Below are 25,797 nucleotides of genomic sequence, written 5' to 3'. Positions count from 1 at the left end.
TTCGCATGATGAGCATTTTCCGCAAGCTGATGCCGCGCGAGGATCGTTTCTTCGACCTGTTCAGCAAACATTCCGAAACAGTCGTCAAGGCGGCAGGTGCGCTTGATCAACTGTTGAGCGGCATCGACGTCGAGAAGAATTGCGACCTTATCGTTGCCCTCGAAGATCAGGCGGATGACATTACCCGCGATGTGCTGCTTGCGGTGCGGCGCAGCTTCATCACCCCCTTTGATCGCGGCGACATCAAGGACCTCATCCAGTCCATGGATGACGCCATCGACATGATGCACAAGACGGTGAAGACCATCCGCCTCTTCGAACAGGGCGAATTCGACCCGCTGATGAAGGAGATGGGACACGAGATCGTGCGTGCGGCAAGCCTGATCGCCGAAGCCATTCCGCTTCTGGAAAAGGTCGGCACCAATGCGCAGCGCTTGTCGGCGATTGCCGAAGAAGTCACCCGCGTCGAAGGCCGCTCCGATGAGCTTCATGATCAGGGCCTGAAAGACCTTTTCCGCCGCCACGGTGCGGCCGGTAACGCCATGGCCTATTTGATCGGCAGCGAGATCTACGGCGAACTCGAAAAGGTCGTCGACCGCTTCGAGGATGTGGCCAACGAGATCAGCGGCATCGTTATCGAGAACGTCTGATGGATGTCGCACTTGCCCTGCCGCTGCTTGTCGGCCTTATCGCCATCGCGCTGTTCTTCGATTTCCTGAACGGTCTCCATGACGCTGCAAATTCCATCGCCACCATCGTTTCCACCCGCGTATTGCGCCCGCAATATGCGGTTGCCTGGGCGGCGTTCTTCAATTTCATCGCCTTCCTGTTTTTCGGGCTGCATGTGGCGGAAACGCTCGGCACCGGCATCATCGATCCGGCCATCGTTTCGCCGCAGGTTATCTTTGCCGCCCTCATCGGCGCGATCGTCTGGAACATCGTCACCTGGATTTTCGGCATTCCTTCCAGTTCGTCACACGCGCTGATCGGCGGCCTCGTCGGTGCCGGATTTGCGAAAGTGGGCTTTAATTCCATCGTCTGGTCGGGCCTCTTGAAAACTGTCGGGGCCATCTTCATGTCGCCGGCCATCGGCTTTTTCCTGGCGTTGCTGCTGGTGCTCGCCGTTTCCTGGCTGTTCGTGCGGCAGACACCCTTTGCGGTGGATCGCACCTTCCGTGTCATGCAGTTCATCTCCGCCTCGCTTTATTCGCTCGGCCATGGCGGCAACGACGCGCAGAAGACCATGGGCATCATCGCCGTGCTGCTATTCAGCCAGGGGCATTTGGGCGAAAGTTTCTACGTGCCGTTCTGGGTGGTAATTTCCTGCCAGTCGGCCATGGCGCTCGGCACATTGTTCGGCGGCTGGCGCATCGTGCATACCATGGGCTCGAAGATCACCCGGCTGAACCCGATGCAGGGTTTCTGCGCCGAAACCGGCGGCGCACTGACATTGTTCGGCGCGACATGGCTCGGAATTCCGGTCTCCACCACCCACACGATTACCGGCGCCATCGTTGGCGTGGGGGCTGCCCGCCGGGTTTCGGCCGTGCGCTGGGGGCTTGCCGGCAACATCGTCATCGCATGGATCGTCACCATGCCGGCTGCGGCACTGATTTCCGCCGCCGTCTACGGGCTGACCTCGCTGCTCGGCTGACAGGCTCCCCTGCCCGTTTGCCATTCGCCCGGAACAAATACCGCCCCGCGGAAGTTTGATCCGGGAGATCAACGGCGAAACGGATCGCGGACAATGGCACGGCAGGTTTTCTGGAAGGGTTATCTGAAGCTGTCGCTGGTGACGGCCTCCGTCTCGCTGACACCAGCGACGACCGAGGGTAACAAATATACCTTCCACATCCTCAATCGCAAAACCGGCAACCGTGTCGAAAGCCGCTATGTCGACAGCATCACTCATCGGCCTGTAGCAGTAAAAAACCAGTTGAAGGGGTTTCCCCGCGCCGAGGACGACTATGTGCTGCTGGAAGACGAAGAGATCGATGCCGTGGCGCTGGAAAGTACCCGGACGATCGATATCAGGACTTTCGTACCGAAGGGCTCGATCGACTGGATCTGGTATGACCGCCCGCACTTCCTGCGCCCTGAAGACAAGATCGGCACCGAGGCCTTCAGCGTCATTCGCGAAGCCATGACGGCCAACGGCGTGTACGGCATTGCACGGCTGGTGCTCTACCGCCGGGAACGGGCCGTTCTGCTGGAGCCTTCAGGCAAGGGCATCATCCTGTGGACGCTGCATTATGGCGAAGAGGTGCGCGAGAGCATCGACGCGCTTGACCCGAAAATGAAAATTGAAAAGCCGCTGCTGCAGGCCATGGAAAAGCGCATCGGCAAACAGATGACCGGCTGGAAGCCAACTCTGGTGCAGGACCCGATCCAGAAAAAGATCAAGGCGCTTTTGAAGACCAAAGGCGACGAGACACCGTCTTCCAAAAAGAAAACCGGCACGAAAGCGAGCACCGGTGGCAATGTCATCAACATCATGGACGCACTGAAAAAAAGCCTCGCCGCCGAAAAACGAAGCTGAAGATCAGCTGTTGTCAGCGCGCTTTTTTCGGCAGCGGTTCCGCTGCGGCGAAAAAACCGTCCCATGGGTCTTTTTTCAGGGCCGAAAGGCGCCCACCGATATTGTTGACGGTAAAATGCGCCGGGCCGATCTCAGCCGTGAGTTCCGACCATTCCAGCGGCGCGGAAATCGCCGCCCCCGGTCGTGCACGGGTCGAATAGGGTGCAACCGCCGTATTGCCTCTGCCATTGCGCAGATAATCGATGAAAAGGCGGCCTTTGCGTTTCGCTTTCGTTGCCACGGAAAGATATTTATCGGGTTCAGCCTTCGACATATCGGCGGCCATCGCTTTTGCAAATGCCTTGACGGCGGCCCAGCCCGCCTGAGGTTTGAGCGGCGCCACCACATGCAGGCCCTTGCCGCCGGAGGTCTTGACGAAGGCCGCAAGCCCGGCGTCTTCGAAACGCCGTTTCAGCTCCAATGCCGCCTCGATCACCTCTTCCCAGGCCACATCTTCACCGGGGTCGACGTCCATTGTGATCATATCCGGCTTCTCCCAGTTGGCAGTCGTTGCGCCCCATGGGTGAATTTCAAGCGTTGCGGACTGGACCAGAGCCATAAGGCCGTCGAAATCGGTGATGCGGATCAGCGGTTCGCCGCCCTTGTCCTTGGGGTCCTTGATCTGTTCCACGGCCTTGTTGATGCCGCGCCAGGCGTGTTTCTGGAAAAAACGCTGCCCCTCTATGCCCTCGGGACAGCGCAGCAGCGCCAGCGGTCGGTCGACGACGAAGGGCGCCATATGCCGCCAGACCTGCGCATAATAATCGGCGAGCCCCTCCTTGGTCACTCCGTCCTCAGGCCAATAAAGCCGGTCCGGATGGGTGAATTTGATGCTGGATTGCGGCGCGCCTGTATCGCTCACGGCCTTCTCCTCGCGTTCGATTTCTTCCACCGGCTTGTCTTCGCGCAGGCCCCGGAAGGACGCATGACGCAGATTGCCATCTCCAGACCAGGCGCGGAACTCCACCTCCGCCACCAATTGCGGCGTGACGAAGTGAAGGTCGCGGCGCGCAAGCGCGGAGAGCTTGTCGCCAAACGGGCTTTCCTTGCGGTCCAGCGGTTTCAGGCGGCCAAGCAGCATTTCGGCCACTTCGCCCGTGTAGCCGGTGCCGACACGGCCGACATGGCGCAGCTTGCCCTTTTCATAAACGCCAAGCGCCAGCGAGCCGATGGCGTGGTCCGATGTCGAAGAGAGCGTGTAGCCGCCGATAACGAATTCCTGCCGCATGGAGCATTTGGATTTCACCCATTCGCCTTTACGGCCGGAAACATATTGGCTGTTCTTAACCTTGGAAATAACGCCCTCAAGGCTGAGACGGCAGGCATGGTCCAGCACGAGCTCGCCGCTCTCCTCGAAATGTTCGCTGTATCGAAGCTTTGGATCGCCCGCCGGCAGCAGCTTTTCCAGCAGCGCCTTGCGATCGGTCAGTGCCGCCCCGCGCAGATCATTGCCATCAAGGTAAAGCAGGTCGAAGGCGTAAAAAACGAAACGGTCGCTGCGCCCCTCACTCAGATCCTGCTGCAAAGCCGAGAAATCGGAGGCGCCGCTGTCGCGTTCCACGACGATTTCCCCGTCCATGAGCAGGGTTTCCGCCGGCAGGGCTTTAAGCGCACGTGCCACCTCTTCGCCAAACTTCTCCGTCCAGTCCAGCCCGCTGCGGGTCAGAAGCTGGAGTTTGCCGTGATCAAGCCGCACCTGCAGACGGTAACCATCGAATTTGATTTCATGCAGCCAGCGCAAACCGGTCGGCGGTTTCGGCTTCAGCGTCGCCAGCGCCGGCGGCACGAAGGACGGAAGCGTCTGTTTGCGTGCGCCCTTGGGCAAGGCATGTGCCTGCTTTTGGCCGGAAGAAGAGGCAGCCGCCTTTTTCGATACCGGCTTGGAATTCCAGGTGTCTTTCGGTTTGGCCGCGACATCCTCGACGCTGCGTCCGGTCTTTACCGATTCCGGCCGCTCCTCCAGAATATCCGCACCACCCTGATGCCGGGCTACCTCATCATCACCCTTGATCAGCAGCCAGTTTTCCCTGCTCTCACCGGGTTTTCCGTGCATACGCACCAGATGCCAGCGCCCTTTCAGCTTTTCGCCATCAAGTTCAAATTCGAGATGGCCTTTGCGATATCCTTTCCTCGCATCACCAATCGGCCTCCAGACGCCACGATCCCAGACGATGACCGTTCCACCGCCATATTGTCCCTTGGGAATGACGCCCTCGAAATCACCATAGCTCAGCGGGTGGTCTTCGACATGCACCGCAAGGCGCTTGTCCTCCGGATCGAGGCTGGGGCCACGCGTCACCGCCCAGCTTTTCAACACCCCGTCCATTTCCAGCCGGAAATCATAATGCAGCCGCCGGGCATCGTGTTTCTGTATCACGAAACTCGACCCTTGAGCTTCGGCCCATGTGCCTTTCGGCTCCGGCGTCTTGTCGAAACTGCGCTTGGCGTTATAGGTCTGCAATCCCATGCGTCAGCTCGCTTTCCGGGAAGTCCTGCGGCCCGTCGTCCTGGTTTTCTTTCCGCCATCGGCATTCGCACTGCGGCGCAGGGCCTCTTTCAGATCGATGACATTGTCTTCTTTCGGAGCGGGCCGCCTTTGGATTTCCCGGCCCTCGATCTTGGCCTTCACCAGCTCCGCGAGCGCATCATTGTAACGGTCGCTATATTCGGCGGGATCGAAGGTGCCGGCGCGTGTTTGAATAATGTGGCCGGCAAGCTCCAGCATCTCGTCATCGAACTGGATATCGGGAATGGACTTGAAAACGGTATTCTCAGCGCGCACCTCGTAACTGAAATTCAGCGTGGTGGCGATGAGCGCCTTGCCGCTTGGGCGGATCAGCAACATGCGGTTACGACGGAAAAGTACAGCCTCGCCAAGCGCGACAACGTTTTCGTCCTGCATGGCCTTTGCCAGCAGCGTCAGGGCCTCCTCTCCGCCGTCCTGCGTGGGGGCGAGGTAATAGGATTTGTCGAAGAACAGCTTGTCGATCTCTTCACATTCAAGAAAATGCCGGATGCGAATGACCTTGTCACTCTCCGGCATCAGTTTTGCGATCTCATCGCCTTCGATGACGATGTAGTCACCATTGTCGCGCTCGTAACCCTTGACCTGATCGTCACGCCCGACCGCCTCGCCGGTATCGCTATCGACATATTGCCGCTCAACCCGGTGGCCGGTCTTGCGGTTGACGATGTTGAACGAGATCTTCTCCGTGGAGGTCAGCGCGGAATAGAGGCCGATTTCACAGTTGAAATCGGCAAAGACAAGATGGCCCTTCCAGCTGGCTCTTCGGTTCATGATGGCCGTCCGCTATTAGCGTCACGTGAAGATCGATCAGCACCAAGAATACGCTCGATCGCGGGAATATCCGCCTCAGCCAGCACCGGCACGGGGTCGGATGCCATCGCCTCCAGCACCTCGGGTGTGAGGCCACCGTTACGGATGACCCACTCCATCGCCTCACGCGTCTGCCGCTCCGCCTTCAGCTGGGCATAAAGCGCCAGTATCAGCCGGTCGCGGACGTCGAGGGCGTTTACCTGAGCATCTGAACGTTTTGCCTGCCGTTTCATCTCACATCCTCGAGACTGACACGTCGCCCTCAGGCGATGCCCCTGCCATCGGTCACGCCATAGACCTCGCCATTGATGCAGCTCCCGTCCTGAGAGGCCAGCAGCACATAGACGGGCGCGAGTTCCACAGGCTGGTCGTCCGGTGCCGGACCTGGCCGACGATGTGGACACATCACACGTGACCCTAACGATCTACGTCCGCTCTCGTTCCATCATTTGGGGAATGGCGGGCAACGGCATCACGCCGTTGCGCCTTCTTTCAAACGGAATATTTCTTGCGTGTGGTCGTACCTGCGGCCCCGGCTGGCGCCACATCGGGTTTACCGAAGAGATAACCTTGCGCCTGCGCGCATCCTTCATCGACAACCATACGATATTGCGCGTCGGTTTCGATGCCTTCCGCCGTCACCGGCAGATCGAGGCTGCGGCCAAGGCCGATTACCGCGCGCACGATGGCGCGGGCATTGTCATCATCGCTCATGGCGGCAATGAAGCTGCGGTCGATCTTGATCTTGTCGAAAGGGAAGCTCTGGAGATTGCTGAGCGAAGAATAACCCGTGCCGAAATCGTCCATGACGATGGCGACGCCCAGCGCCTTCAACTGGTTGAGGATGATCAGCGTCGCCTTGCGATCTTTCAGCAGTGCAGCCTCGGTGATTTCCAGTTCCAGCCGGTTCGGCGAAAGACCGGTCTGCATCAGCACCGTACAGACGACATGGCCGAGATTTGCCAGAGAAAATTGCAATGGCGAGACATTGACCGCGATTTTCAGATGCGGCGCCCAGGTGCTCGCCTCGCGGCAGGCCTCACGCAGCACCCATTCGCCGAGCGAGATGATGATCCCGCTTTCTTCCGCTATCGGAATGAAAACATCCGGCGACACGACACCCCTTGTCGGGTGTTGCCAGCGCACCAGCGCCTCGTAACCAACGACCTGACCACATTCGACGGATAAAACCGGCTGGTAGTTCAACAGCAACTCGTTGCGATTGACGGCAAGCCGCAAATCCGTTTCGAGCTGGCGGCGCTCACGCGCCTCCTGATCCATCAAAGGGTCGTAAAAAGCCAATATGCCGCGCCCGCCGACCTTGGCACGGTAAAGCGCGAGATCTGCAGCGTGCATGATGCTTTCATCATTCAGACCATCACGCGGGAAAACGGCAATGCCGATGCTGACGCCGACGGCGGTCGGGTCGTTGGCAACATTCATTTTCAGTGCGAACATGCCAAGGATGGTCTCGGCGAGCAATCGCGCCTCATCCGCCTTGGTGTGCCGGGCAGTCAGTATGACGAACTCATCGCCGCCAAGGCGCGCGACCACATCCCCTGCCCTTGCGCATTCATGGAGAATGGCGGCGACCCTTTTGAGCACCCGGTCACCCTCGGCATGGCCGAATATATCATTAACGGCCTTGAACCGGTCGAGATCGAGCGCCAGCAGAGCAAATTCGTCCTCGTCGTCGCAATTCTCGATCTGTCGGCGCAGCTGCGTCTGGAACATCGTACGGTTCGAAAGGCCCGTCAGCACGTCATGGCGTGCGAGATATTCGATTTCCCGTTGCGCCTCACGCTTTTCCGTAAGGTCGCGAATGGCCATCACCTCGCAGGGGCGACCACGATATTCGATGGTGCGCACGGCAAGTTCAAACACCTGCTGCCGGTCGGCCCGCTCGCGGATCGCCTCGACCGGCGCGTGGCGCGGCAGATAGGCGGGCTGCCCGTCGATGGCCTTGAACAGATCATCGGGATTTTTCCCGATCAGGGATGCCTCATCATTGCCGAGAAGACCGGCAAAGCGGGTGTTCAACTCGACGATACGACCATCGCGCACGACGGCAAGACCATCCAGCGTCGCATCGACAAGGCCCTTGAGATCGACAAGGTAGCGATCCACAAGCGCCGCTGTAGCAGTCACACAAAGGATGAGGAACGTTACGCCGGACACGGCACCGATCACCATCAGCCTTGCAAGACTATCGGGATCAGGGCCGGAAATGGAGGGATCCGGCGACAGCACCGTTGCCGAAACAGTGGTGAAGTGCAGTGCGCAGATTGCCAGGATCGAAGAGCCGGCCGGAAGGAGGATACGCTGTTTCCAGGAGCCGGAACGGCGAAACAGGAAAAAGGCCAGAAGAAAAAACACCCAGGCAACGGCAAAACCGCCAAGGACAGACCCCCAGCGATAGCTGATGGTGGCGGCGACATCCATTCCCGCCATGCCGACGAAATGCATGACGGCGACCGAAACGGTCACCAACGTTCCAACGATGGCAGGGCTGTAACCTGCCTGCGAGGGCACTCTGAGCGCCAGCCAGAAACCCAGAACAGGAAGCGCTGCGGAAAGAGCCGTGAAGAAAAAATCAAACCCGATAGGGACTGACCCCTTATAGGCGAGCATGGCGACGAAATGTGTGGCCCAGACGCTAAGCCCCCCAGCAAAGGCGGCGGTCAGCACCCAATAGGGCTTGCGGCCAGCCGGACTTTCCTCCGCACGCAACAACAGGTGAAAAAAGGCGAGCATGCCAAGCAGGCAGATCACTGCCGCAAGAAGCACGACCGCCCGGTCGTGTTGTACGGCAACGCATTCCAGAACCGTGAACATGATGCACTCTCCCAGCCTCTGAAGAACCGCCCATGATCGCACTATGAATTTGGTTTATTTATAAATCTCTAATGCAACTATTGATAAATGGCGCCAGCCATTCTGCGCAAAACAGGATATGCACCGGACCGGCGCAAAACGTTGCGCTCGGTCCGGCGATGTTAGAGAGAGCGAAGCCGTTATTTCCAGCTTCGGTAGTCAGCCGCCGTACATCCGAAGGGCGCCGGGCCGTCGGCGAAGCGCTCCTGCAGGCGGGCGCAACCCCATTCATTGACGGCTGCGGGCATCATGTTGTTGAGGTCCATACCCGGCGAATTGAATTGCGACGGCGCGGCTGTGACATACCACAGCCAGTAGCCGAAGACCGCGACAATGATGACGGCCACGATTGCGACGAAAGTCCCCAGCCGCCGCAGAAGGCCCGGTTGTTTCTTTATCGCCGCACCGGCAGTGGAGGAGGCCTCCTGTGCCTGGCTCGCAACCATCGGTGCAATTGATGCAAGAGCCTGCGCCCTCTCCTCGTTCGAGAGGTCGATCCGCTCCAGCTGATCGTCGAGAAGAACCGGAAGCGCGGTATTGCCGTGCCAGACCGCCAGCGCAATATCGTGTTTTCCGGTGTGACCGACGACAACAGGGATGCGTCCTCTCTCCAGATGCGTGAAGGACTGCCGCTTGGTTTTGGCGTCTCTGACCGTATCGGCATAGGTTACGAAAAGGCGGCTGCGTTTTTCGGCAACTGCCGTCAGCGCCACGGGGATAACAGTCAAAGGTGCGGGATGCCGCAATTGCAGGCGGGCTCGCAGGACGCGGATAAGCGTAAACAGCATTGCCAGACTGCCGAAACCGAGCAGGGCGACAAACACACCGAGCGTGATGATGCGGTTCCAGAGCATATCGAGGCCGAGTGAGATCGTTGCAAGCTCCGGGTTCTTCGCGGAAATGACCAGCCCGGTCTCATAGTCACCGGAATGGAAATCGACGAACATAACCTCGACTTCCTTCGTGTAGCTCACGCCGGCATGATCATAAGAAAGGTCCGCCTCGCAGGTCGTAAAGATCGCCTTGCGTGTCTTGCAGCTGCCGTTGATATCGCCGCTTTCAATCTCAAGCGGATCTTTACTGATCTGGTAATCGCGCAATATGCCCGGGCCCTCAGCCACAAGCATCACCGCCAGGATTACCAGAAGCACCGGAATGGAAAAATAATAGGCTGCCGGCACCGAAATGACGCCACGCTTGAGGCTCAGCGGCCGCGACGGAAGTTTTATCTGTGCAAGGTTCATGATCGTCAACGTATTTTCTAGGATGTTGGTGAGCGGAGTTTGCGACTCTCGCCCAGCGGAAGGAATGGTCATCACACGGTCTAATCCGATGAAGTCCTTGAGAAAACCCCCGAAATTTCGGGATGATGACGATAATCGCCTGAAACCAATGGTCTGCCCTGAAACATTGCGCTGCAACTGCCGATAAAAAACGGGCGGTAAGACCGCCCGTCACAGATTTTCAGATGGTGTGTGGTCTGGCCCTCAGTCCTTCGTCACCTTTTCCAGCCGTGTTGTCTGGCTTGGATGGCCCACATAGTCCTTCACGCGCGCATTGAGCACGATCGGTTCGAACCGCTCGAACATCGGCAGCACGGCCGGATTCTGCGCAATGAACTTCTCCTGCATCTCGGTGTAGATTTCCCCACGTTTCTTGGCGTCGGGTTCAAGCGAAGCCTTTGCCGTCAGAGCAGTCAGTTCCGGAATGTCCCAGGCCGAGCGCCAGACGAAATTGCCGGCATTGTTGGCGGCAAGCGAATTGTCGGGGTTGCTGGAAAACTGCTCCATCGAACCCAGCACATTCGGCATATAGGCGCCGGTCTGCGGAATGAGCAGATCGAAATCGCGGGCGCGGTGAGCGGCAATCACGTCCGAACCATTGCCCTGCTGGATATTGACCTTGATGCCGATCTGGCTCAGCGACGCCTGGATCGCGGTGGCAAGGTCGATACGCGGTGTCTGTGCAATCGTCTTCAGATTAAGCGTAAAGCCGTTCTCATATCCGGCTTCCTTGAGCAGGGCCTTTGCTTTGGGAACATCGAGTTTCCAGTCCGGGCTTGGAATGGCATATTCGAAATTCTCAGGCACCGGCACCGTGCGCGCCCGGCCATAAGGCCCCATGATGGTCTTTTCCATGCCCTTGTAGTCGATGCCGTAAGCGATCGCTTCGCGGACCTTGGGATTGGACAAAGGCTCCTTGCCGGCATTCATCGACAGGACATAGAAACCGCCCGTCGGCACGCGCTGGATCTGAAAACCTTCCTTGTTGTTGAAGATCGCAAGGTCGGCCGCCGTCAAGGCACTGGCGATGTCGATATCGCCGCGCTCCAGCATCAGACGCTCGACCTGGCTTTCGGGCACATGCCGCACGATGACGCGGCGCATTTTCGGGCTGCCGGCCACGTAATCCTTGTTGGCCTCGAGAATGATGATCTCATTGGGCGACCAGCGATTGAGCGTGAAGGGTCCGGAACCGGCGGAATTCGTTCTCAGCCAGGCATTGCCCCAATCATCATTGACTTCATGGGACTTGAGTTCCTTGCTGTCGACAACGCTGGCAATGACCATGGCGAGGCGATAGAGCAGCAGTTCGGACGTGGTTTCACCGGAAAGTTCGATGCGCACCGTTTTTTCATCCGGCGCGCTCACCAGCTTGTCGACATTGTCAGCATTATAACCGACACGTTTAAGATTGGCGGCGGCCGCCTGGTTCATCTTCAACAGGCGGCTGAACGAATAAACGACATCCGCAGAGGTGACAGGATTGCCGGAGGCAAATTTGGCCTCGCGAAGATGGAACGTGATGCCCTTGTCGTCTGTCTCCCAGCGCTCCGCCAGCTGCGGCGAAACCTTGCCCGAACCGTCAACAGAAATCAGGCGATCATAAAGATTGGCCATGATTTCGTTGGCCTTGGCTTCCGTGGCCTGATGCGGATCAAGCGACAGGACCTGAGCCAGCGACGTTGCGATGATAAGCTGATCGTTGGGGGTTTTTGCCAGACTTGGTGCCGCGGGCACCAGCATGGCTCCCAGAACGGTGGTGAATGCGAGACGGATCAATGATTTTCTCATACCTGCTCCTCCTACAGATCGGTAATTATGGGTGTGAAACCGGCGGCGCGGACCTGCGCCGACCGGCCTGAAACAGTCAAAGATGGTTGTTATCGAGCGCTTCGATCAGCGCGGCGATGTAGCCGTAGCAGAAGCCGAAAGCGACGCCGACGGGGTCGCGGCCGGCAATCGTCGGCACGTGATCGGGCATGATCATGTAGCGATAGCCCAGCTCACGATAGAGCTTCAGCGAACGTACCATGTCCATGTCGCCCTCATCGGGGAACGTCTCCATGAACGACAGCTTGCCGCCGCTGATATTGCGGAAATGGACGTTGAAAATCTTGTCGCGGCTGCCGAACCAGCGGATGATGTCATCGATCTCCTCGCGCGGATTATCGAGCATCTCGCCAATCGACCCCTGGCAGAAATTCAGGCCGTGATAGGGGTTTTCGCGCATCTGCACGAATTTCTTCAGGCCTTCGACGGTGCCGAGCACACGGGTGACGCCCTTATAGCCCGGCGGCGTATAGGGGTCGTGCGGATGGCACGCGAGGCGCACCTTGTTGCTTGCCGCGACCGGCACCACGCGCTCGAGGAAATAATCGATGCGCTCCCAGTTCTCGTCTTCCGAAAGTACGCCGGCCAGACCCGGATCGGCATTGTGGTCGGCCTTGTCCCACCGCCACGCTTCATTCAGCGAACCGCCGCGGCCAAGTTCCATTTCAGTGCGCGGAATGCCGATGAGATTGAGATTGTATTTCGCTGCCGGAATGCCGGCCTTGGCGATATTCTCGATCATCGTGCAGACGGCATCGATCTGCCGGTCACGCTCCGGACCGGCAAGCAGGATATCCGGATACGACGCCTGTTCGATCGGCCGGGAAGGCAGGGGCAATTGCACCATGTCCAGCACCAGACCGAAACTTTCGACCTTGTCGCGCAGACGCTCGAAGTCATCCAGAACCCAGCTCGCGGGCTTTCCGGGCGGGTCAGCGCTTATGTTCTTGACGCCGAGCTGCGCCCAAACCTTGAAATCCTCATCGTCGCGTGCAGCAACCTGGGTGCCGACATACATCGATTCTCTCCTCTCTCCATGCAAGTCATCATATGACATTGCACGAAATAAGATGAGTGTCGAGATGCTATTGCGCTTCCGAAAGCAGGCGATAGCGACGTTGGCTCGCAAGCATATGTTCGCGCATGGCTTTTCGCGCCGCATCCGGGTCCTGCTCGACGATGGCGCGCAGGATTGCATCGTGTTCCGCCTGCACTTTGCGAAGATAATTCGCATCCCCCGTTTCAGGCAGCGTCGGAAACTGACCGCGCGGTATCGAGCGTGAACCGAACTGGCGCAGGGCCTCCAGATAAAAGCGGTTGTTCGTGGCAATCGCGATGGCCGTATGAAACTCGTAATCGGCGTCAACGGTGGTTTCGCCGGCATCTATGGCGCGGGCCATTTTCCGGTGCGCGGCCGAGATTGCGGCTTCCTGCTGGGCCGTGCGGCGATAGGCTGCAATCGCTGCCGCCTCCCCTTCCGTTGCCAGCCGGAACTCCAGCATTTCCAGCGTTTCCGCAATGGTGCCCGCTTCCGACTGAGTCAGCTTTACCCCGGCCCATTCACTGGTATTGCTGACAAAAACCCCCTTGCCCTGGATGGGAACGACATAACCGGCAGAGCGCAAATCCGCGATCGCTTCGCGCACCACCGTTCGGCTCACGCCATAGGTGCGTTCAAGCTGCGGTTCCGTGGGAAGCTGGTCACCATTTCTCAGTTTACCGCTGCGAATTTCCGCGCTGAGATTGTCGATGATCTGTTGCGCCCGTCGCTCCCGCGGTTTTGCCATATCGTCCCTCATGCCACTCTTCCCTCTTGCGAAATACGAATCCCTTCGTTACTCATATGATGACTTTGTGTTACGTCATATGTTTTCATGTTAGCTCAGGGAGGAGTTGGGATGAAGTACCATCAAGAGTTTTTGCAATGGAGAATTGCGCGCCTGTGGCGAGCGGTTCGAGATACGCCATTCGCTAACGGTTTCCTCGTGCGGAAGTGCGGCCTTCAATGACGGAAATCTCACTGCGCGGGCTTGGACATCGCTTTCTGCAACTTGTCGTCAGCCTCTTCATTCTGCTCTGCATCACATTCATCATTGGCCGGGTCATGCCGACCGATCCGGTCGGCGCAATTGTCGGCGAGCTTGCGGACCCCAAGGCCTATGAGGCCATGCGGGCGCGGCTCGGACTTGATCTGCCGCTTTATCAGCAGTTTTTCCTTTATCTGCGCGGCCTGCTGCATGGAGATTTCGGGATAGCAATCCTGACCGGCAACCCGGTGACCCGGGATCTGGCGCAGGCCTTTCCGGCAACTCTGGAACTGGCGACGCTGGCGATCATCATCTCCACCGTCATCGGCGTGCCGCTTGGTCTTTCCGCCGCGCTGTTTCGCGATACGTTCATCGACAAATTCGCCCGTGTCTTCGCGCTGGTGGGACATTCGATCCCGGTCTTCTGGTTCGGCATCGTCGGGCTGGTGATTTTCTACGCCAATCTCAACCTTGTTGCAGGCCCCGGCCGTGTCGACGTTTTTTACGAAGGCCTCGTGGAACCGAAAACGGGACTGATGCTGGTCGATACTCTGCTTGCCGGCGAAACCGAGATTTTCTGGAATGCGCTTTCGCACATCCTCCTGCCGGCGATCATCCTTGCCTATATGGCGATGGCTTATATCACCCGCATGACACGCGCCTTCACGCTCGAGCAACTCAGCCAGGATTATGTGATCGCAGCGCGCGCCAAGGGCGTCAGCCCGGCACGCACGGTTACCCGGCACGTGCTGCCCAACATCGCCGTGCAGCTCATCACCGTTCTCGCCATCTCCTATGGCAACCTTCTCGAAGGCGCCGTGGTGACGGAAATCGTCTTTTCCTGGCCCGGTATCGGTCAATACATGACCAACGCCCTGCTCATCGGTGACATGAATGCCATTCTCGCAGCCACCATCGTCATCGGATTCATCTTCATGATGCTCAACTTCCTGGCAGACGTGGCCTATACCACGCTGGACCCGCGCACACGGGAGGTCGCTCGATGACCGATATCACCCAGAATAATGGTGTTCACGGCCGCAGCGCCCTGTCACGCCTATCGACCACGACGTTCCGGACATTAAGGAAGCTCGGTGACGAGCCGCTTGGAATGTTCGGTTTCGCCATCCTTGCCATCCTGGTTCTCGTCGCGATTTTTGCGCCGCTCATTGCGCCATTCGATCCGGCGCGTCAGGCGCTCGACAATGCGCTTCAGCCGCCCAGCTGGCTGCATCTGGCCGGAACCGACGAATTCGGGCGGGATATTTTCAGCCGGCTCGTCTATGGCACCCGCATCACCATCCAGACCGTCTTGTCGGTCTCGGTTATCGTCGGCCCCATCGGCCTTGCGATTGGCGTCATGGCCGGCTTCTTCGGCGGCAGAACCGATGCGATCCTGATGCGCGCCACCGATATCGTGCTGTCCTTCCCATCGCTTGTGCTGGCACTTGCCTTTGCGGCCGCCATGGGTGCGGGTCTCGGCACGGCGATTATCGCGATCTCGCTGACCGCCTGGCCGCCAATCGCGCGTCTTGCCCGCGCCGAAGCCCTCGTCGTGCGCAATACAGACTATGTGGCCGCCGCCCGCCTTTATGGCGCATCACCGCTGCGCATCCTGTTTTTATACATTGCGCCGATGTGCATTCCTTCGGTCATCGTCCGCCTGACGCTGAACATGGCCGGCATCATCCTCACTGCCGCATCGCTTGGCTTCCTCGGTCTCGGGGCCCAGCCTCCCTTGCCGGAATGGGGAGCGATGATCTCCAGCGGCCGTAAATTCATGCTCGATTACTGGTGGGTTGCCGTCATGCCCGGCATCGCCATCCTGCTGACGAGCCTTGCCTTCAACATCGCCGGCGATACGCTGCGAGACCTCCTGGATCCGCGCCATGCCCGTTCCTGATAGCTCCCCCATTCTTTCGGTCCGCGACCTCAACGTTCGCTTCGGCCGCAACTCCATTCCCGCCGTTTCCAATGTCAACTTCGACGTTGGGCGCGAGCGTGTCGGCATCGTCGGCGAATCCGGCTCCGGCAAGTCCACGACCGGCCGCGCCGCCATGCGGCTTCTGCCGAAAAGCGCCACCGTTACAGCGGAGCGCATGGACTTCCTCTCCGAGCCGCTGCTTACCAGATCCGAGCGCCAGATGGGCGCGATCCGCGGCAGCGAGATGGCGTTGATCATGCAGGACCCGCGTTATTCGCTCAATCCGGTCCTGCCCATCGGAAAACAGGTGGCGGAAGCGGCCGAACTGCATCTGGCTCTCACCGGCAAGGCCGCGAGAAACGCAGCGCGGGATATGCTGCTGCGCGTGCGCATCAACGATCCCGACCGCGTGATGGGACTTTACCCGCATCAGATTTCCGGCGGCATGGGGCAGCGCGTGATGATCGCCATGATGCTGCTCGCCAAACCGAAGCTCGTTATCGCTGACGAGCCGACCTCGGCTCTCGATGTCAGCGTCCGCAAGGATGTGCTTCTGCTTCTGGACGAGATGGTGCGTGAAAACAATTCGGGCCTCATTCTCATCAGCCATGACATCCGCATGGTCTCGGCCTTCTGCGAACGGGTGCTGGTCATGTATGGCGGGCGCGTCGTGGAAACGCTGACGAAGCTGGAAGATGCGCAACATCCCTACACGCGCGGCCTGATCGCGGCGATGCCCGATCCCCGTAATCCTGTCAGGCGTCTCAAGGTACTGGACCGACAGGCAATTGATGCGGAGGTGATGCGATGATCACGGTGGACAAGCTCGATGTCGTCTATGGCGCCAATGAAAACCGCAATCACGTGGTTCGCTGCGTCAGCCTCAAGGTCAACAAGGGTGAAACGCTCGGTATCGTTGGCGAAAGCGGTTGCGGCAAATCGACATTGCTGCGGTCGCTTGCGGGTCTGGAATCGGTGTGGACCGGATCGATCAGTTTCGACGGCAAGCCGGTCGGCAAAGTGCGCAGCCGCGAAGAACTGAAGCTGGCGCAGATGGTGTTCCAGGACCCGTACGGTTCGCTGCACCCGCGCCATCGCATCGGCCGGGCTCTGGCCGAACCGATCCGCTCCATGGGGCTTGGCGATGGCTGGTCGAAGGTGCCGGCCGCCTTGCAACAGGTCGGCCTGCCCGCACATTTCGCCGAGCGGTTCCCGCATGAACTTTCGGGCGGCCAGCGCCAGCGTGTGGCAATCGCACGCGCGCTGATCCTCGAGCCGCCCATCCTGCTGCTCGATGAGCCGACATCTGCGCTCGATGTGTCCATTCAGGCGGAAATCCTCAATCTGCTGGCCGACCAGCGCGAGGAACGCGACCTTACTTTCGTTCTCGTCAGCCACGATCTCGCGGTCATTGCCCATATGTGCGACCGCGTTCTCGTCATGCAGAATGGTGTTTTTGTCGATGAGTTGACCAGGGCCGACCTTGAAGCGGGCGTTACCCACGCGGCCTATTCTGGCGAGCTGTTCGAAAGCAGCTTCCTTTAGATCGACATCGAGCCTCTAAAGACAACCGTCCGGCGGAAGCGCCGGGCGGCTTTGTCTGTGATCGCCTCAATCAGAGATCCGGCGAAACTCAGGGAGAAGACGGTGCTTTGACCTCAGCAAGCTTCTGTTCGAGAAGCCACGTCCACATCGCCTCGTCCTTCAGCACTTTTGCCTCCACCGCCTGATGATTTGTCTCCTCGAACACGGTGAGCCGAACATTGCGTTTCAACTCCTGAAGGCGTTGAACGAGAACCACGGTGTCGGACAACGGTATCACCTCGTCATTTGCACCGTGGAAAGCCCAGAAGGCGGTCTTTTCATTGGTGCGGTTGAGATAATGCCGGATACCGCCGCCGGCAATCGGCACGACAGCAGCAAAGGTCTCCGGAAACTGTTCGGCCATTGACCACGCCCCAAATCCACCCCGGCTATAACCGATCAGATAGATGCGGCTGCGGTCCACCCGATGATCGGCCACCACCGACTGGAGAGTGGCTGCGACACGCTCGATCGGATAAAGCAGTTCCTCACTGGGGTTTTGCGGCGAAAACACCAGGAAAGGAAAATCGCGCCCCTCTTCGATCATTTTTGGCAGACCACTTGTGCGCAGTTTTTCAACATCGCTGCCACCTTGGTCACCGCCATGCAGCCAGACGACGAGAGGATAGGTCTTGTCCGAACCAGCATAATCCTTCGGGGTGTAAAGCAGGTAATTGATGTCAGAGGCGATGGTGACATCGGATTTCACGGCTTTCTGCTCGGCCAAGGCAAATGTCGAGGTCGCAAGGGCGGCAACGGCGATCAGGCAGAATTTCAGATTTTTCATTTGGTCCTCCCAACAGACTGGCCTCTTCCCCAAGGCCGATGATTGAACTCGCAGGCCTCCGGCTTGGTTCAAATCTTTCCGACCTGAAACAGGAAACGCGGGAGAGACCACAATAAATGAATATATATTTCAATTAAGTACGAGATTTTCCTCACTACTATTCTTATCATGATGGGAAAATCAGATCCTTTCCGCCCACGGTTCTTGGAACAGCATCCCGGCTAAAATGATCCGTGCAGCGCGTTCAGCATTTGTTCTGGATTGGTGTTTGAGTCTTTGCTAATCATTGCAGGAACGGTGGAAATGGCCAGCCGATGCCTCGACGGCTGACCATTTCGACCGCTATCCACGGACGGACAACCACATATCAAGGATTGCAGGCATGGCGGTTGCCTATCTGGACAAGTTGAACGAACAGCAGCGCAAGGCGGTGGAACACGGCGTCGGGCTGGCAGAGGGACAGACGGCCGGACCGCTCTTGATCATTGCCGGCGCCGGTTCCGGCAAGACCAATACGCTCGCCCATCGCGTCGCGCATCTGATCGTCAACGGCGCCGACCCCCGCCGCATCCTGCTGATGACCTTTTCCAGACGCGCGGCCTCGGAAATGTCGCGGCGTGTTGAGCGTATCTGCAAACAGGTCCTCGGCGGCAATTCGGGCGCGCTCACCGACGCGCTGGCATGGTCCGGCACGTTTCATGGCATCGGCGCACGCCTGTTGCGCATCTATGCCGAACAGATCGGCCTCAATATCGATTTCACCATCCACGACCGCGAAGACAGCGCCGACCTGATGAACCTTGCCCGGCACGAGCTGGGATTTTCCAAGACCGAAAGCCGTTTTCCGACCAAGGGAACATGCCTTGCGATCTACTCGCGTGCGGTGAATTCCCAGACGCCGCTGAAGGAGATCCTGCGCCAGCATTATCCGTGGGTCGCCAGCTGGGAGAGTGAACTCAAGCAACTGTTTGCGGCCTATGTCGAAGCCAAGCAGGTCCAGAACGTGCTCGATTACGACGATCTTCTGCTCTATTGGGCGCAGATGGTGAGCGACCCCATCCTGGCAGACGATATCGGCAACCGTTTCGACCATGTGATGGTCGACGAATATCAGGATACCAACCGGCTGCAGGCTTCGGTGCTGATGGCCCTCAAACCCGGTGGCCGTGGGTTGACGGTGGTGGGCGACGATGCGCAGTCGATCTATTCGTTCCGGGCTGCGACGGTGCGCAACATCCTCGATTTTCCGGCATCCTTCAGCCCGGCGGCGGATATCATCACGCTTGATCGCAACTATCGCTCGACGCAGCCAATTCTTGCCGCCGCCAATGGCGTCATCGATCTGGCGCGTGAGCGGTTCACCAAAAACCTCTGGACGGAGCGGCAGTCGCTCGAGCGCCCCAAGCTCGTGACGGTGAAGGACGAAACAGAACAGGCGAACTTCATCATCGATCAGGTCCTTGCCAATCGCGAAACCGGCATGACGCTGAAACAACAGGCCGTGCTGTTTCGCACCTCCAGCCACAGCGGTCCACTCGAGGTGGAACTGACCCGCCGCAACATCCCCTTCGTCAAATTCGGCGGCCTGAAATTCCTCGACAGCGCCCATGTGAAAGACATGCTGGCCGTGCTGCGCTTCGCCCAGAACCCGCGTGACCGTGTCGCCGGCTTCCGGCTGCTGCAGATGCTGCCCGGCATCGGACCGAAGAAGGCCGGCAACATTCTCGATACGATCGCTGCAGACGCCGAGCCCCTGCTTGCCCTTGCCGAAATACCGCCGCCGCCGAAGACCGGCGATGACTGGACGGCCTTCACGCAAATGCTGGTGGGCCTGCGGCGGAGCCAAAACGGCTGGCCGGACGAAATCGGCCAGGCAAGGTTGTGGTACGAGCCCCATCTCGAACGCATCCATGAGGATGCCGATACCCGCAAGGCCGATCTGCTGCAGCTCGAACAGATCGCCGGCGGTTATCCCTCACGCGAACGATTCCTGACGGAATTGACACTTGATCCGCCTGACGCCACCAGCGATCAGGCCGGCGTGCCGCTGCTTGATGAGGATTACCTGACCCTGTCGACCATCCATTCGGCAAAAGGCCAGGAATGGCGTTCCGTCTTCATCCTGAATGTCATCGACGGCTGCATCCCATCCGATCTTGGCGTCGGCACCACCCAGGAACTGGAGGAGGAGCGACGGCTACTCTATGTCGCGATGACGCGCGCCAAGGACGGCCTGTCACTGATCACGCCCCAACGGTTCTTCACCGGCGGCCAGAGCCAGCAGGGCGACAGGCATGTCTACGCCTCAAGAACCCGCTTCATACCGGCGACATTGCTGCAATTCTTCGAAACGGCAACCTGGCCCATCATATCGGCCGCGGCTTCGGAGCGCAGCGCGCAGCAGATCCGGATTGATGTGGGCGCGCGGATGCGGGCGATGTGGAAATAAGAGTGCGACCGCATCCCCGGAAAGCGCATGGAACAATTCACAATCAATCCCGGTGGACTTGACGCACAGGCAGTATAGATTTCACGCTGCGCGGGTGGCAAATGGAGAGAATTTAGCGAGCGCTTGGCTGAACGCGATGCAAAAAAACACGCGATGATCCGAAAGCTTCTGCATACTGCTCAACGTAAAGCTTGTTGCTCTTGTGTGGGCGATCAATAAAGCGTTATTGACTGTCCCTGCCGATAAAGCCATATCACCCTGAGTAGGCAGACCAGACAGGATCCGCATAGTGCAACTAGAAGCATTCTCGATATCAAGCTTGAAAAAGATAACTCCGGCTCGTTTCGGCGATAGCAGGGGTTACTTCAGCGAGGTTTTCAAGAGGGAATGGTTTCGCGAAAATGTAGCGGATGTGGAGTTCGTGCAGGACAATGAATCCCTGTCCGCACAGGCCGGAACCGTGCGAGGGCTTCATTTCCAGACAGAGCCTTTTGCGCAGGGCAAGCTCGTTCGCTGCATTCGGGGACGGCTGCTGGATGTCGCCGTCGATATCAGAACAGGATCGCCCACCTTCGGACAATGGGCCGCTGTCGAACTCTCACCTGAAAATGGCGAGCAACTGTGGGTTCCGGCGGGATTTGCGCATGGCTTCATGACGCTCGTTGACGACACGGTCATCTCTTACAAAGTGACGGCCCCTTACAGTGCAGCCAACGACCGCGGCGTTAAATGGGATGACCCTGCCATCGGCATCAGCTGGCCGAAGCTGGATGGCTGCATCCTTTCCGACAAAGATGCCAAACAGCCGCTTCTGTCCGAATTGCCTGAATATTTCACTTACGAAAACACTGGGAACTGATGATGCGCGTTCTAGTTACCGGCGGCGCCGGATTTATCGGCTCGGCCCTCGTACGTTATCTCGTAAGCGAGGTTGGCGCGGATGTTCTCACTGTCGACAAGCTGACATATGCGGGAAATCTGGCTTCTCTTAAGCCAATCGAAAACTCACCCAATCACCGCTTTCTTCAGGCCGACATATGTGACCGGACCGCGATGAATGACGCCTTCGCGACGTTCCAGCCGGACTATGTGATGCATCTGGCCGCCGAAAGCCATGTCGACCGCTCCATAACCGGCGCCGCTGATTTTATTCAAACCAATATCAACGGCACTTTCACGATTCTGGAGGCAGCCCGGCAATATTGGAGCGGCCTCGCGGATGACGCCAAGGCGAATTTCCGCATGCTTCATGTGTCAACCGACGAGGTGTATGGCTCGCTCGGGGACAACGGGCTTTTCGAAGAAACAACACCTTACGACCCTTCTTCGCCATACTCCGCCTCTAAAGCCGCGAGCGATCATCTCGCTACGGCCTGGCAGCGGACCTATGGCCTTCCGGTCGTCATTTCCAACTGCTCCAACAATTACGGACCATTCCATTTCCCGGAAAAGCTCATTCCGCTGATCATTCTCAACGCGCTGGAAGGCAAGCCTCTGCCGGTCTATGGAAACGGCGCAAACATCCGCGACTGGCTTTATGTGGAAGACCATGCCCGCGCCCTATGGCTCATCGTTCAGAAGGGTCTTGCCGGCGAGAAGTACAATGTCGGCGGCAGAAACGAGCAGAAGAACATCGATGTCGTCAACTGCATCTGCTCCATTCTCGACGAACTGCGCCCGCAAACGAAACCCTATGCCGAGCTTATCAAATATGTGACGGATCGCCCCGGCCACGATGCCCGTTATGCCATCGATGCAACCAAGCTCGAAACCGAACTTGGCTGGAAAGCCCAGGAAAATTTCGCCACCGGCATCCGTAAGACCGTGGAATGGTATCTCGACAATGCGTGGTGGTGGCAGCCGCTTCGCGAGGGTGTTTACGCCGGAGAACGTCTCGGCGTTCTGACAAAGGGCTGAGCGAATGCGGCTGGCAGTTACGGGCAAAAATGGTCAGGTCGTCAGTGCCCTCCAGGCATTGGCGAGTGCCGAACTGGAGATCGTGGCTCTGGGCCGACCGGAACTCGACCTTGCACAACCTGAAACTGTTTTGACGGCGCTACGCGAGGCAAACCCCGATGTCGTGATATCGGCAGCCGCCTATACCGCCGTCGACAAGGCCGAAAGCGAGCCTGACATCGCTTTTGCCGTTAATCGAGATGGAGCAAGGGCAGTCGCGCAGGCGGCAAGTGACCTCGGCATTCCCATCATTCATCTTTCCACGGATTATGTTTTCGATGGCACCAAGGCCACCGCTTATGTCGAAAGTGATCCGACAGGCCCGACTTCCATCTACGGCCGTTCGAAGCTCGAAGGCGAACGCGCCGTTTCCGAGGCCACCGACAATTACGCCGTTCTGCGGACCGCATGGGTCTATTCGGAATATGGCAACAACTTCGTGAAAACCATGCTCCGGCTGAGCGAGAACCGCGACGAGCTGAATGTGGTTGCGGACCAGTTCGGATGCCCTACTTCAGCCAACGACATCGCTACCGCGATCGTAACAATCGCAAGAAAACTAGCGCAAGATTCCTCAGCCCGTCTTCGGGGAGTTTTTCATCTGTCTGGAACCGGTGAAACGAACTGGGCGAATTTCGCAAAACAGATATTCGCATTTTCTGCGGAGAACGGCGGGAAGTCGATGATCGTCAACGACATCACGACAGAGCAATACCCTACCCCGGCCCGGCGCCCGGCAAGCTCGCGGCTTGATTGCAGCAAGCTGGAAGAGGTTTACGGCATAAGGCTGCCGAGCTGGCAAACATCAACGCGCGCGGTGGTCACCGCTCTTGCGCAGAGCAAAAAGGAAACGCCATGAAGGGCATCATTCTGGCTGGAGGCAGCGGCACGCGTCTGCATCCGATGACATTGGCGGTCTCCAAGCAGATCCTGCCGGTCTACGACAAGCCGATGATCTATTATCCGCTGACCACGCTGATGCTGGCCGGCATTCGTGAGATTCTCATTATCTCTACACCCCATGACATGCCGCTTTTCCAGTCTCTTCTGGGTGATGGTTCAAAGTGGGGTCTTTCCATCGAATATGCGGTTCAGCCAAGCCCGGATGGGCTGGCGCAGGCATATATGATTGGCGCGGACTTCGTGGCGGGTTCCCCATCATGCCTTATCCTGGGTGACAACATCTATTACGGTCACGGATTGCCGGAACTTCTGCAGGCTGGCACAAGCGTCAACGACGGAGCGACGGTTTTCGCCTATCATGTAAACGATCCAGAACGTTATGGTGTGGTCGATTTCGATAGCGAAATGCGTGCACTGTCCATCGAAGAAAAACCCGCGACGCCCAAGTCCAACTGGGCTGTCACCGGCCTTTATTTTTACGACGCGGATGTGGTCGACATCGCAGCCAACCTCAAACCTTCCGCACGCGGCGAGTACGAGATTACGGATGTAAATCGAACCTATCTCGAGCGCGGTAAGCTGAAAGTATCAATCATGGGGCGCGGCTACGCGTGGCTTGATACCGGCACACCGGAGAGTCTTCTTGAAGCCGGTGAATTCGTGCGCACGCTGGAGAAGCGACAAGGCTTCAAGATTGCCTGTCCGGAAGAAATCGCTCTGAGCAAAGGCTTCATCACCAAGTCGCAATTTGTCGAAATTGCCGAAAAAGCGGGTAAAGGCGATTATGGCGTTTACTTGCGTAAACTTGCGAATGTATGATCAGTGTTCCCTGCATCGGACAATTGGGAGGGTGCGCGCCCTACCCAACTCAATTGCGTCACGTCAAAGTCATAACCATCAACGCATGATTATCCAGATAAAGATCGCCAAAACGTTCGGACAATCTCTATTACGTCCGTTCTTGTTTGATTAAGTGGCGCTTTGGGATGGACTGTTAGATGTCTCAAGTAAAGACAATTTCTCTCGAACCCGGATATTACAGACTTTCGTTTCAGAACATTGATCCCAAAGTCCAAGCGATTGAACTTATAGACGCGGATGACGTCGAACGGTGTTGCAGACTGGATTTGAGCAGGGGCCAGTTGCGCTACGCCTTGCATTTACAAAAACCTCTCGGCGCTGGAAAAGTTCGCTTCATAGCTGACAGCCCCTGCGAACGGGAAGCAGATATCGATTTCATACCTGCATCCAAGACGTTCTTTTCCATACAAAAGACGTGGGCTGTTATTCAGCGCCATAGACTTCAAAATTTCGGCCCCGGAGAGAAGCTTATCTGTCTTTCTGGCGATCAAGAGGTAGCGGAAGCTGCGGCGTTCGCCAATGTTGAATATCGCGCTCTGCGTTTATATGGGCTTGATGATTTATCAAAAGAAAACAATGGCTGGGATTGGCTAGATGAGGGATGGCCTCTCGTCGACCATGCTGAAAACGCTATGTTGTCTCCACCTGTGCGGGCCTGCGTCTATGTTCATCTGCACTACATGGAAACATGGCCCGAAATTAAATCCACCCTTCTTCAAAACGGTGTTGATATGGACGTCGTTATCAGCGTGACGGCGCAAGATTCTAATTTTCAAGACAATGTACTTACAACATTTCCAAACGCTCGGATCATCCTTATGGAAAATCGCGGCCGCGATGTCGGCCCATTCATGGAGCTTTTGAAGCAGGGAATTTTTAAAAACTATGATGCCGTTTGCAAGATTCATGGGAAACTGTCCCGAAAGAATGGCAAAGAAACTATCTCTGGGCATCGAATTCGTCGCTATACATTTGCATGTCTTTTAGCAAATGGTGCAGGCCGTCATGTACTTAAATCCTTTTCCGAGAACCCCGAACTCGGCCTTCTCGGTCCAAGAAATTTGAGTTTGCCGCTTAATGGAAAACCTGTATCGCAATACATTAAGAATGAGTTGGGTCATATGCGAGAGGTATTCAAACGGGCGGATGTGACCTTCGAGCCCGGGGATACGCAATTCTTTGTAGGAACGATGTTCTGGTTTCGTCCAGCAGCATTTAAGCTGCTTGAGCGTGCCAATATAAGTCTCAAAGATTTTCAACCAGAAAACGGAGCAAAGAAAGGTACGCTCCAACATGGTTTGGAACGCGCCTTTTCCTCCATCGTCAAGCAAGCCGGCTACAAGGTCGCCGCGAAGCAGCCAACACCGCGCAACGGAACTATATCGATGGTGGAGTTTATTTGAG

General features: G+C 57.7%; 22 protein-coding genes and 1 pseudogene. 13 read left to right on the top strand and 10 right to left on the bottom strand.

Annotation, left to right across the window (positions count from 1 at the left end):
- The first annotated feature begins 5 nt into the window (after nucleotides 1-5).
- The 3 genes from ACQZ5F_RS21345 (at nucleotide 6) to ku (ACQZ5F_RS21335) (ending at nucleotide 2,539) form a co-directional block, all read left to right on the top strand.
- Nucleotides 6-650: a DUF47 domain-containing protein gene (locus ACQZ5F_RS21345; RefSeq protein WP_080843024.1), complete on the top strand. Its 645-nt coding sequence runs from the start codon at nucleotides 6-8 to the stop codon at nucleotides 648-650.
- Complete coding sequence (locus ACQZ5F_RS21340) at nucleotides 650-1,654, top strand: inorganic phosphate transporter (RefSeq protein ID WP_046801157.1); 1,005 nt, start codon at nucleotides 650-652, stop codon at nucleotides 1,652-1,654. Before ACQZ5F_RS21345 ends, ACQZ5F_RS21340 begins: the two co-directional genes overlap by 1 nt.
- Before the next feature lie 93 nt (nucleotides 1,655-1,747).
- Nucleotides 1,748-2,539, top strand: coding sequence for a non-homologous end joining protein Ku (gene ku, locus ACQZ5F_RS21335; RefSeq protein WP_225338143.1), 792 nt, complete (start codon nucleotides 1,748-1,750; stop codon nucleotides 2,537-2,539).
- A gap of 13 nt (nucleotides 2,540-2,552) precedes the next feature.
- Here ku (ACQZ5F_RS21335) and ligD read toward each other — a convergent pair whose 3' ends face one another.
- The 9 genes and pseudogenes from ligD to ACQZ5F_RS21290 all read right to left on the bottom strand — a co-directional run bounded on the left by ligD (nucleotide 2,553) and on the right by ACQZ5F_RS21290 (nucleotide 13,701).
- Nucleotides 2,553-5,045 (bottom strand): DNA ligase D, encoded by a 2,493-nt coding sequence (ligD, locus tag ACQZ5F_RS21330; RefSeq protein WP_225338142.1) that lies wholly within the window; start codon nucleotides 5,043-5,045, stop codon nucleotides 2,553-2,555.
- A 3-nt stretch (nucleotides 5,046-5,048) separates the two neighbouring features.
- Nucleotides 5,049-5,876, bottom strand: coding sequence for a non-homologous end joining protein Ku (gene ku / locus ACQZ5F_RS21325; RefSeq protein WP_225338141.1), 828 nt, complete (start codon nucleotides 5,874-5,876; stop codon nucleotides 5,049-5,051).
- Entirely contained in the window at nucleotides 5,873-6,148 is a 276-nt protein-coding gene (locus ACQZ5F_RS21320) for a hypothetical protein (RefSeq protein ID WP_225338140.1), read from the bottom strand. Before ACQZ5F_RS21320 ends, ku (ACQZ5F_RS21325) begins: the two co-directional genes overlap by 4 nt.
- A gap of 29 nt (nucleotides 6,149-6,177) precedes the next feature.
- Nucleotides 6,178-6,282, bottom strand: a pseudogene (locus ACQZ5F_RS21315) (NAD(P)-dependent dehydrogenase); the annotation flags it as partial.
- Nucleotides 6,283-6,407: 125 nt separating this feature from the next.
- On the bottom strand, nucleotides 6,408-8,750 hold the full coding sequence (locus ACQZ5F_RS21310) for a bifunctional diguanylate cyclase/phosphodiesterase (RefSeq protein WP_225338139.1): 2,343 nt from the start codon (nucleotides 8,748-8,750) through the stop codon (nucleotides 6,408-6,410).
- Between the two features lie 179 nt (nucleotides 8,751-8,929).
- A complete protein-coding gene (locus ACQZ5F_RS21305) occupies nucleotides 8,930-10,033 on the bottom strand; it encodes a hypothetical protein (RefSeq protein ID WP_225338209.1) in 1,104 nt (367 codons plus the stop codon).
- Between the two features lie 243 nt (nucleotides 10,034-10,276).
- Nucleotides 10,277-11,815, bottom strand: a complete 1,539-nt coding sequence (locus ACQZ5F_RS21300; RefSeq protein WP_404801037.1) for an ABC transporter substrate-binding protein — start codon at nucleotides 11,813-11,815, stop codon at nucleotides 10,277-10,279.
- A 124-nt stretch (nucleotides 11,816-11,939) separates the two neighbouring features.
- On the bottom strand, nucleotides 11,940-12,920 hold the full coding sequence (locus ACQZ5F_RS21295; RefSeq protein WP_137087852.1) for a mannonate dehydratase: 981 nt from the start codon (nucleotides 12,918-12,920) through the stop codon (nucleotides 11,940-11,942).
- Nucleotides 12,921-12,987: 67 nt separating this feature from the next.
- Nucleotides 12,988-13,701 carry a FadR/GntR family transcriptional regulator gene (locus ACQZ5F_RS21290; protein ID WP_046801148.1) on the bottom strand — a complete coding sequence of 238 codons (714 nt, stop codon included), beginning with the start codon at nucleotides 13,699-13,701 and terminating at the stop codon, nucleotides 12,988-12,990.
- Between the two features lie 206 nt (nucleotides 13,702-13,907).
- On the opposite strand from ACQZ5F_RS21290, the gene ACQZ5F_RS21285 reads away from it, so the two are divergent.
- From ACQZ5F_RS21285 to ACQZ5F_RS21270, 4 genes are read left to right on the top strand one after another with little or no spacing between them, the layout of a single operon-like run.
- Nucleotides 13,908-14,936, top strand: a complete 1,029-nt coding sequence (locus tag ACQZ5F_RS21285) for an ABC transporter permease (RefSeq protein ID WP_046801147.1) — start codon at nucleotides 13,908-13,910, stop codon at nucleotides 14,934-14,936.
- A complete protein-coding gene (locus ACQZ5F_RS21280; protein ID WP_052820396.1) occupies nucleotides 14,933-15,832 on the top strand; it encodes an ABC transporter permease in 900 nt (299 codons plus the stop codon). Before ACQZ5F_RS21285 ends, ACQZ5F_RS21280 begins: the two co-directional genes overlap by 4 nt.
- Nucleotides 15,819-16,664 (top strand): ABC transporter ATP-binding protein, encoded by an 846-nt coding sequence (locus ACQZ5F_RS21275; protein ID WP_052820395.1) that lies wholly within the window; start codon nucleotides 15,819-15,821, stop codon nucleotides 16,662-16,664. Before ACQZ5F_RS21280 ends, ACQZ5F_RS21275 begins: the two co-directional genes overlap by 14 nt.
- Entirely contained in the window at nucleotides 16,661-17,398 is a 738-nt protein-coding gene (locus ACQZ5F_RS21270) for an ABC transporter ATP-binding protein (RefSeq protein WP_448730941.1), read from the top strand. The genes ACQZ5F_RS21275 and ACQZ5F_RS21270 overlap by 4 nt, the downstream gene beginning before the upstream one ends.
- 88 nt (nucleotides 17,399-17,486) lie before the next feature.
- Here ACQZ5F_RS21270 and ACQZ5F_RS21265 read toward each other — a convergent pair whose 3' ends face one another.
- The gene (locus ACQZ5F_RS21265; protein WP_225338137.1) at nucleotides 17,487-18,224 is read right to left on the bottom strand and encodes a carboxylesterase family protein; all 738 of its coding nucleotides are present in this window, start codon (nucleotides 18,222-18,224) and stop codon (nucleotides 17,487-17,489) included.
- 382 nt (nucleotides 18,225-18,606) lie between these two features.
- Between ACQZ5F_RS21265 and ACQZ5F_RS21260 the strand changes: the two genes are divergently transcribed.
- The 6 genes from ACQZ5F_RS21260 to ACQZ5F_RS21235 all read left to right on the top strand — a co-directional run bounded on the left by ACQZ5F_RS21260 (nucleotide 18,607) and on the right by ACQZ5F_RS21235 (nucleotide 25,796).
- Nucleotides 18,607-20,673, top strand: a complete 2,067-nt coding sequence (locus tag ACQZ5F_RS21260) for an ATP-dependent helicase (RefSeq protein WP_225338136.1) — start codon at nucleotides 18,607-18,609, stop codon at nucleotides 20,671-20,673.
- Nucleotides 20,674-20,962: 289 nt separating this feature from the next.
- On the top strand, nucleotides 20,963-21,532 hold the full coding sequence (gene rfbC, locus ACQZ5F_RS21255; RefSeq protein WP_080843011.1) for a dTDP-4-dehydrorhamnose 3,5-epimerase: 570 nt from the start codon (nucleotides 20,963-20,965) through the stop codon (nucleotides 21,530-21,532).
- A gap of 2 nt (nucleotides 21,533-21,534) precedes the next feature.
- Complete coding sequence (rfbB, locus tag ACQZ5F_RS21250) at nucleotides 21,535-22,590, top strand: dTDP-glucose 4,6-dehydratase (RefSeq protein WP_225338135.1); 1,056 nt, start codon at nucleotides 21,535-21,537, stop codon at nucleotides 22,588-22,590.
- A 4-nt stretch (nucleotides 22,591-22,594) separates the two neighbouring features.
- On the top strand, nucleotides 22,595-23,488 hold the full coding sequence (gene rfbD, locus ACQZ5F_RS21245) for a dTDP-4-dehydrorhamnose reductase (RefSeq protein ID WP_448730940.1): 894 nt from the start codon (nucleotides 22,595-22,597) through the stop codon (nucleotides 23,486-23,488).
- The gene (gene rfbA, locus ACQZ5F_RS21240; protein ID WP_444552760.1) at nucleotides 23,485-24,351 is read left to right on the top strand and encodes a glucose-1-phosphate thymidylyltransferase RfbA; all 867 of its coding nucleotides are present in this window, start codon (nucleotides 23,485-23,487) and stop codon (nucleotides 24,349-24,351) included. The genes rfbD and rfbA overlap by 4 nt, the downstream gene beginning before the upstream one ends.
- 179 nt (nucleotides 24,352-24,530) lie before the next feature.
- A complete protein-coding gene (locus tag ACQZ5F_RS21235; protein WP_448730939.1) occupies nucleotides 24,531-25,796 on the top strand; it encodes a rhamnan synthesis F family protein in 1,266 nt (421 codons plus the stop codon).
- The last annotated feature ends 1 nt before the right edge of the window (nucleotide 25,797 follow it).

This window comes from Agrobacterium sp. 22-210-1 (assembly GCF_053522525.1).
Note: the sequence above shows the minus strand (reverse complement) of the source record. Positions and strands in the feature narration are given on the sequence as shown.

Bases quoted from the DNA above. Each gene is read 5' to 3' on its own strand.
- ACQZ5F_RS21345 (WP_080843024.1), top strand. From the start codon at position 6: ATGATGAGCATTTTCCGCAAGCTGATGCCGCGCGAGGATCGTTTCTTC.
- ACQZ5F_RS21340 (WP_046801157.1), top strand. From the start codon at position 650: ATGGATGTCGCACTTGCCCTGCCGCTGCTTGTCGGCCTTATCGCCATC.
- ku (WP_225338143.1), top strand. From the start codon at position 1,748: ATGGCACGGCAGGTTTTCTGGAAGGGTTATCTGAAGCTGTCGCTGGTG.
- ligD (WP_225338142.1), bottom strand. From the start codon at position 5,045: ATGGGATTGCAGACCTATAACGCCAAGCGCAGTTTCGACAAGACGCCG.
- ku (WP_225338141.1), bottom strand. From the start codon at position 5,876: ATGAACCGAAGAGCCAGCTGGAAGGGCCATCTTGTCTTTGCCGATTTC.
- ACQZ5F_RS21320 (WP_225338140.1), bottom strand. From the start codon at position 6,148: ATGAAACGGCAGGCAAAACGTTCAGATGCTCAGGTAAACGCCCTCGAC.
- ACQZ5F_RS21310 (WP_225338139.1), bottom strand. From the start codon at position 8,750: ATGTTCACGGTTCTGGAATGCGTTGCCGTACAACACGACCGGGCGGTC.
- ACQZ5F_RS21305 (WP_225338209.1), bottom strand. From the start codon at position 10,033: ATGAACCTTGCACAGATAAAACTTCCGTCGCGGCCGCTGAGCCTCAAG.
- ACQZ5F_RS21300 (WP_404801037.1), bottom strand. From the start codon at position 11,815: ATGCTGGTGCCCGCGGCACCAAGTCTGGCAAAAACCCCCAACGATCAG.
- ACQZ5F_RS21295 (WP_137087852.1), bottom strand. From the start codon at position 12,920: ATGTATGTCGGCACCCAGGTTGCTGCACGCGACGATGAGGATTTCAAG.
- ACQZ5F_RS21290 (WP_046801148.1), bottom strand. From the start codon at position 13,701: ATGAGGGACGATATGGCAAAACCGCGGGAGCGACGGGCGCAACAGATC.
- ACQZ5F_RS21285 (WP_046801147.1), top strand. From the start codon at position 13,908: ATGACGGAAATCTCACTGCGCGGGCTTGGACATCGCTTTCTGCAACTT.
- ACQZ5F_RS21280 (WP_052820396.1), top strand. From the start codon at position 14,933: ATGACCGATATCACCCAGAATAATGGTGTTCACGGCCGCAGCGCCCTG.
- ACQZ5F_RS21275 (WP_052820395.1), top strand. From the start codon at position 15,819: ATGCCCGTTCCTGATAGCTCCCCCATTCTTTCGGTCCGCGACCTCAAC.
- ACQZ5F_RS21270 (WP_448730941.1), top strand. From the start codon at position 16,661: ATGATCACGGTGGACAAGCTCGATGTCGTCTATGGCGCCAATGAAAAC.
- ACQZ5F_RS21265 (WP_225338137.1), bottom strand. From the start codon at position 18,224: ATGAAAAATCTGAAATTCTGCCTGATCGCCGTTGCCGCCCTTGCGACC.
- ACQZ5F_RS21260 (WP_225338136.1), top strand. From the start codon at position 18,607: ATGGCGGTTGCCTATCTGGACAAGTTGAACGAACAGCAGCGCAAGGCG.
- rfbB (WP_225338135.1), top strand. From the start codon at position 21,535: ATGCGCGTTCTAGTTACCGGCGGCGCCGGATTTATCGGCTCGGCCCTC.
- rfbD (WP_448730940.1), top strand. From the start codon at position 22,595: ATGCGGCTGGCAGTTACGGGCAAAAATGGTCAGGTCGTCAGTGCCCTC.
- rfbA (WP_444552760.1), top strand. From the start codon at position 23,485: ATGAAGGGCATCATTCTGGCTGGAGGCAGCGGCACGCGTCTGCATCCG.
- ACQZ5F_RS21235 (WP_448730939.1), top strand. From the start codon at position 24,531: ATGTCTCAAGTAAAGACAATTTCTCTCGAACCCGGATATTACAGACTT.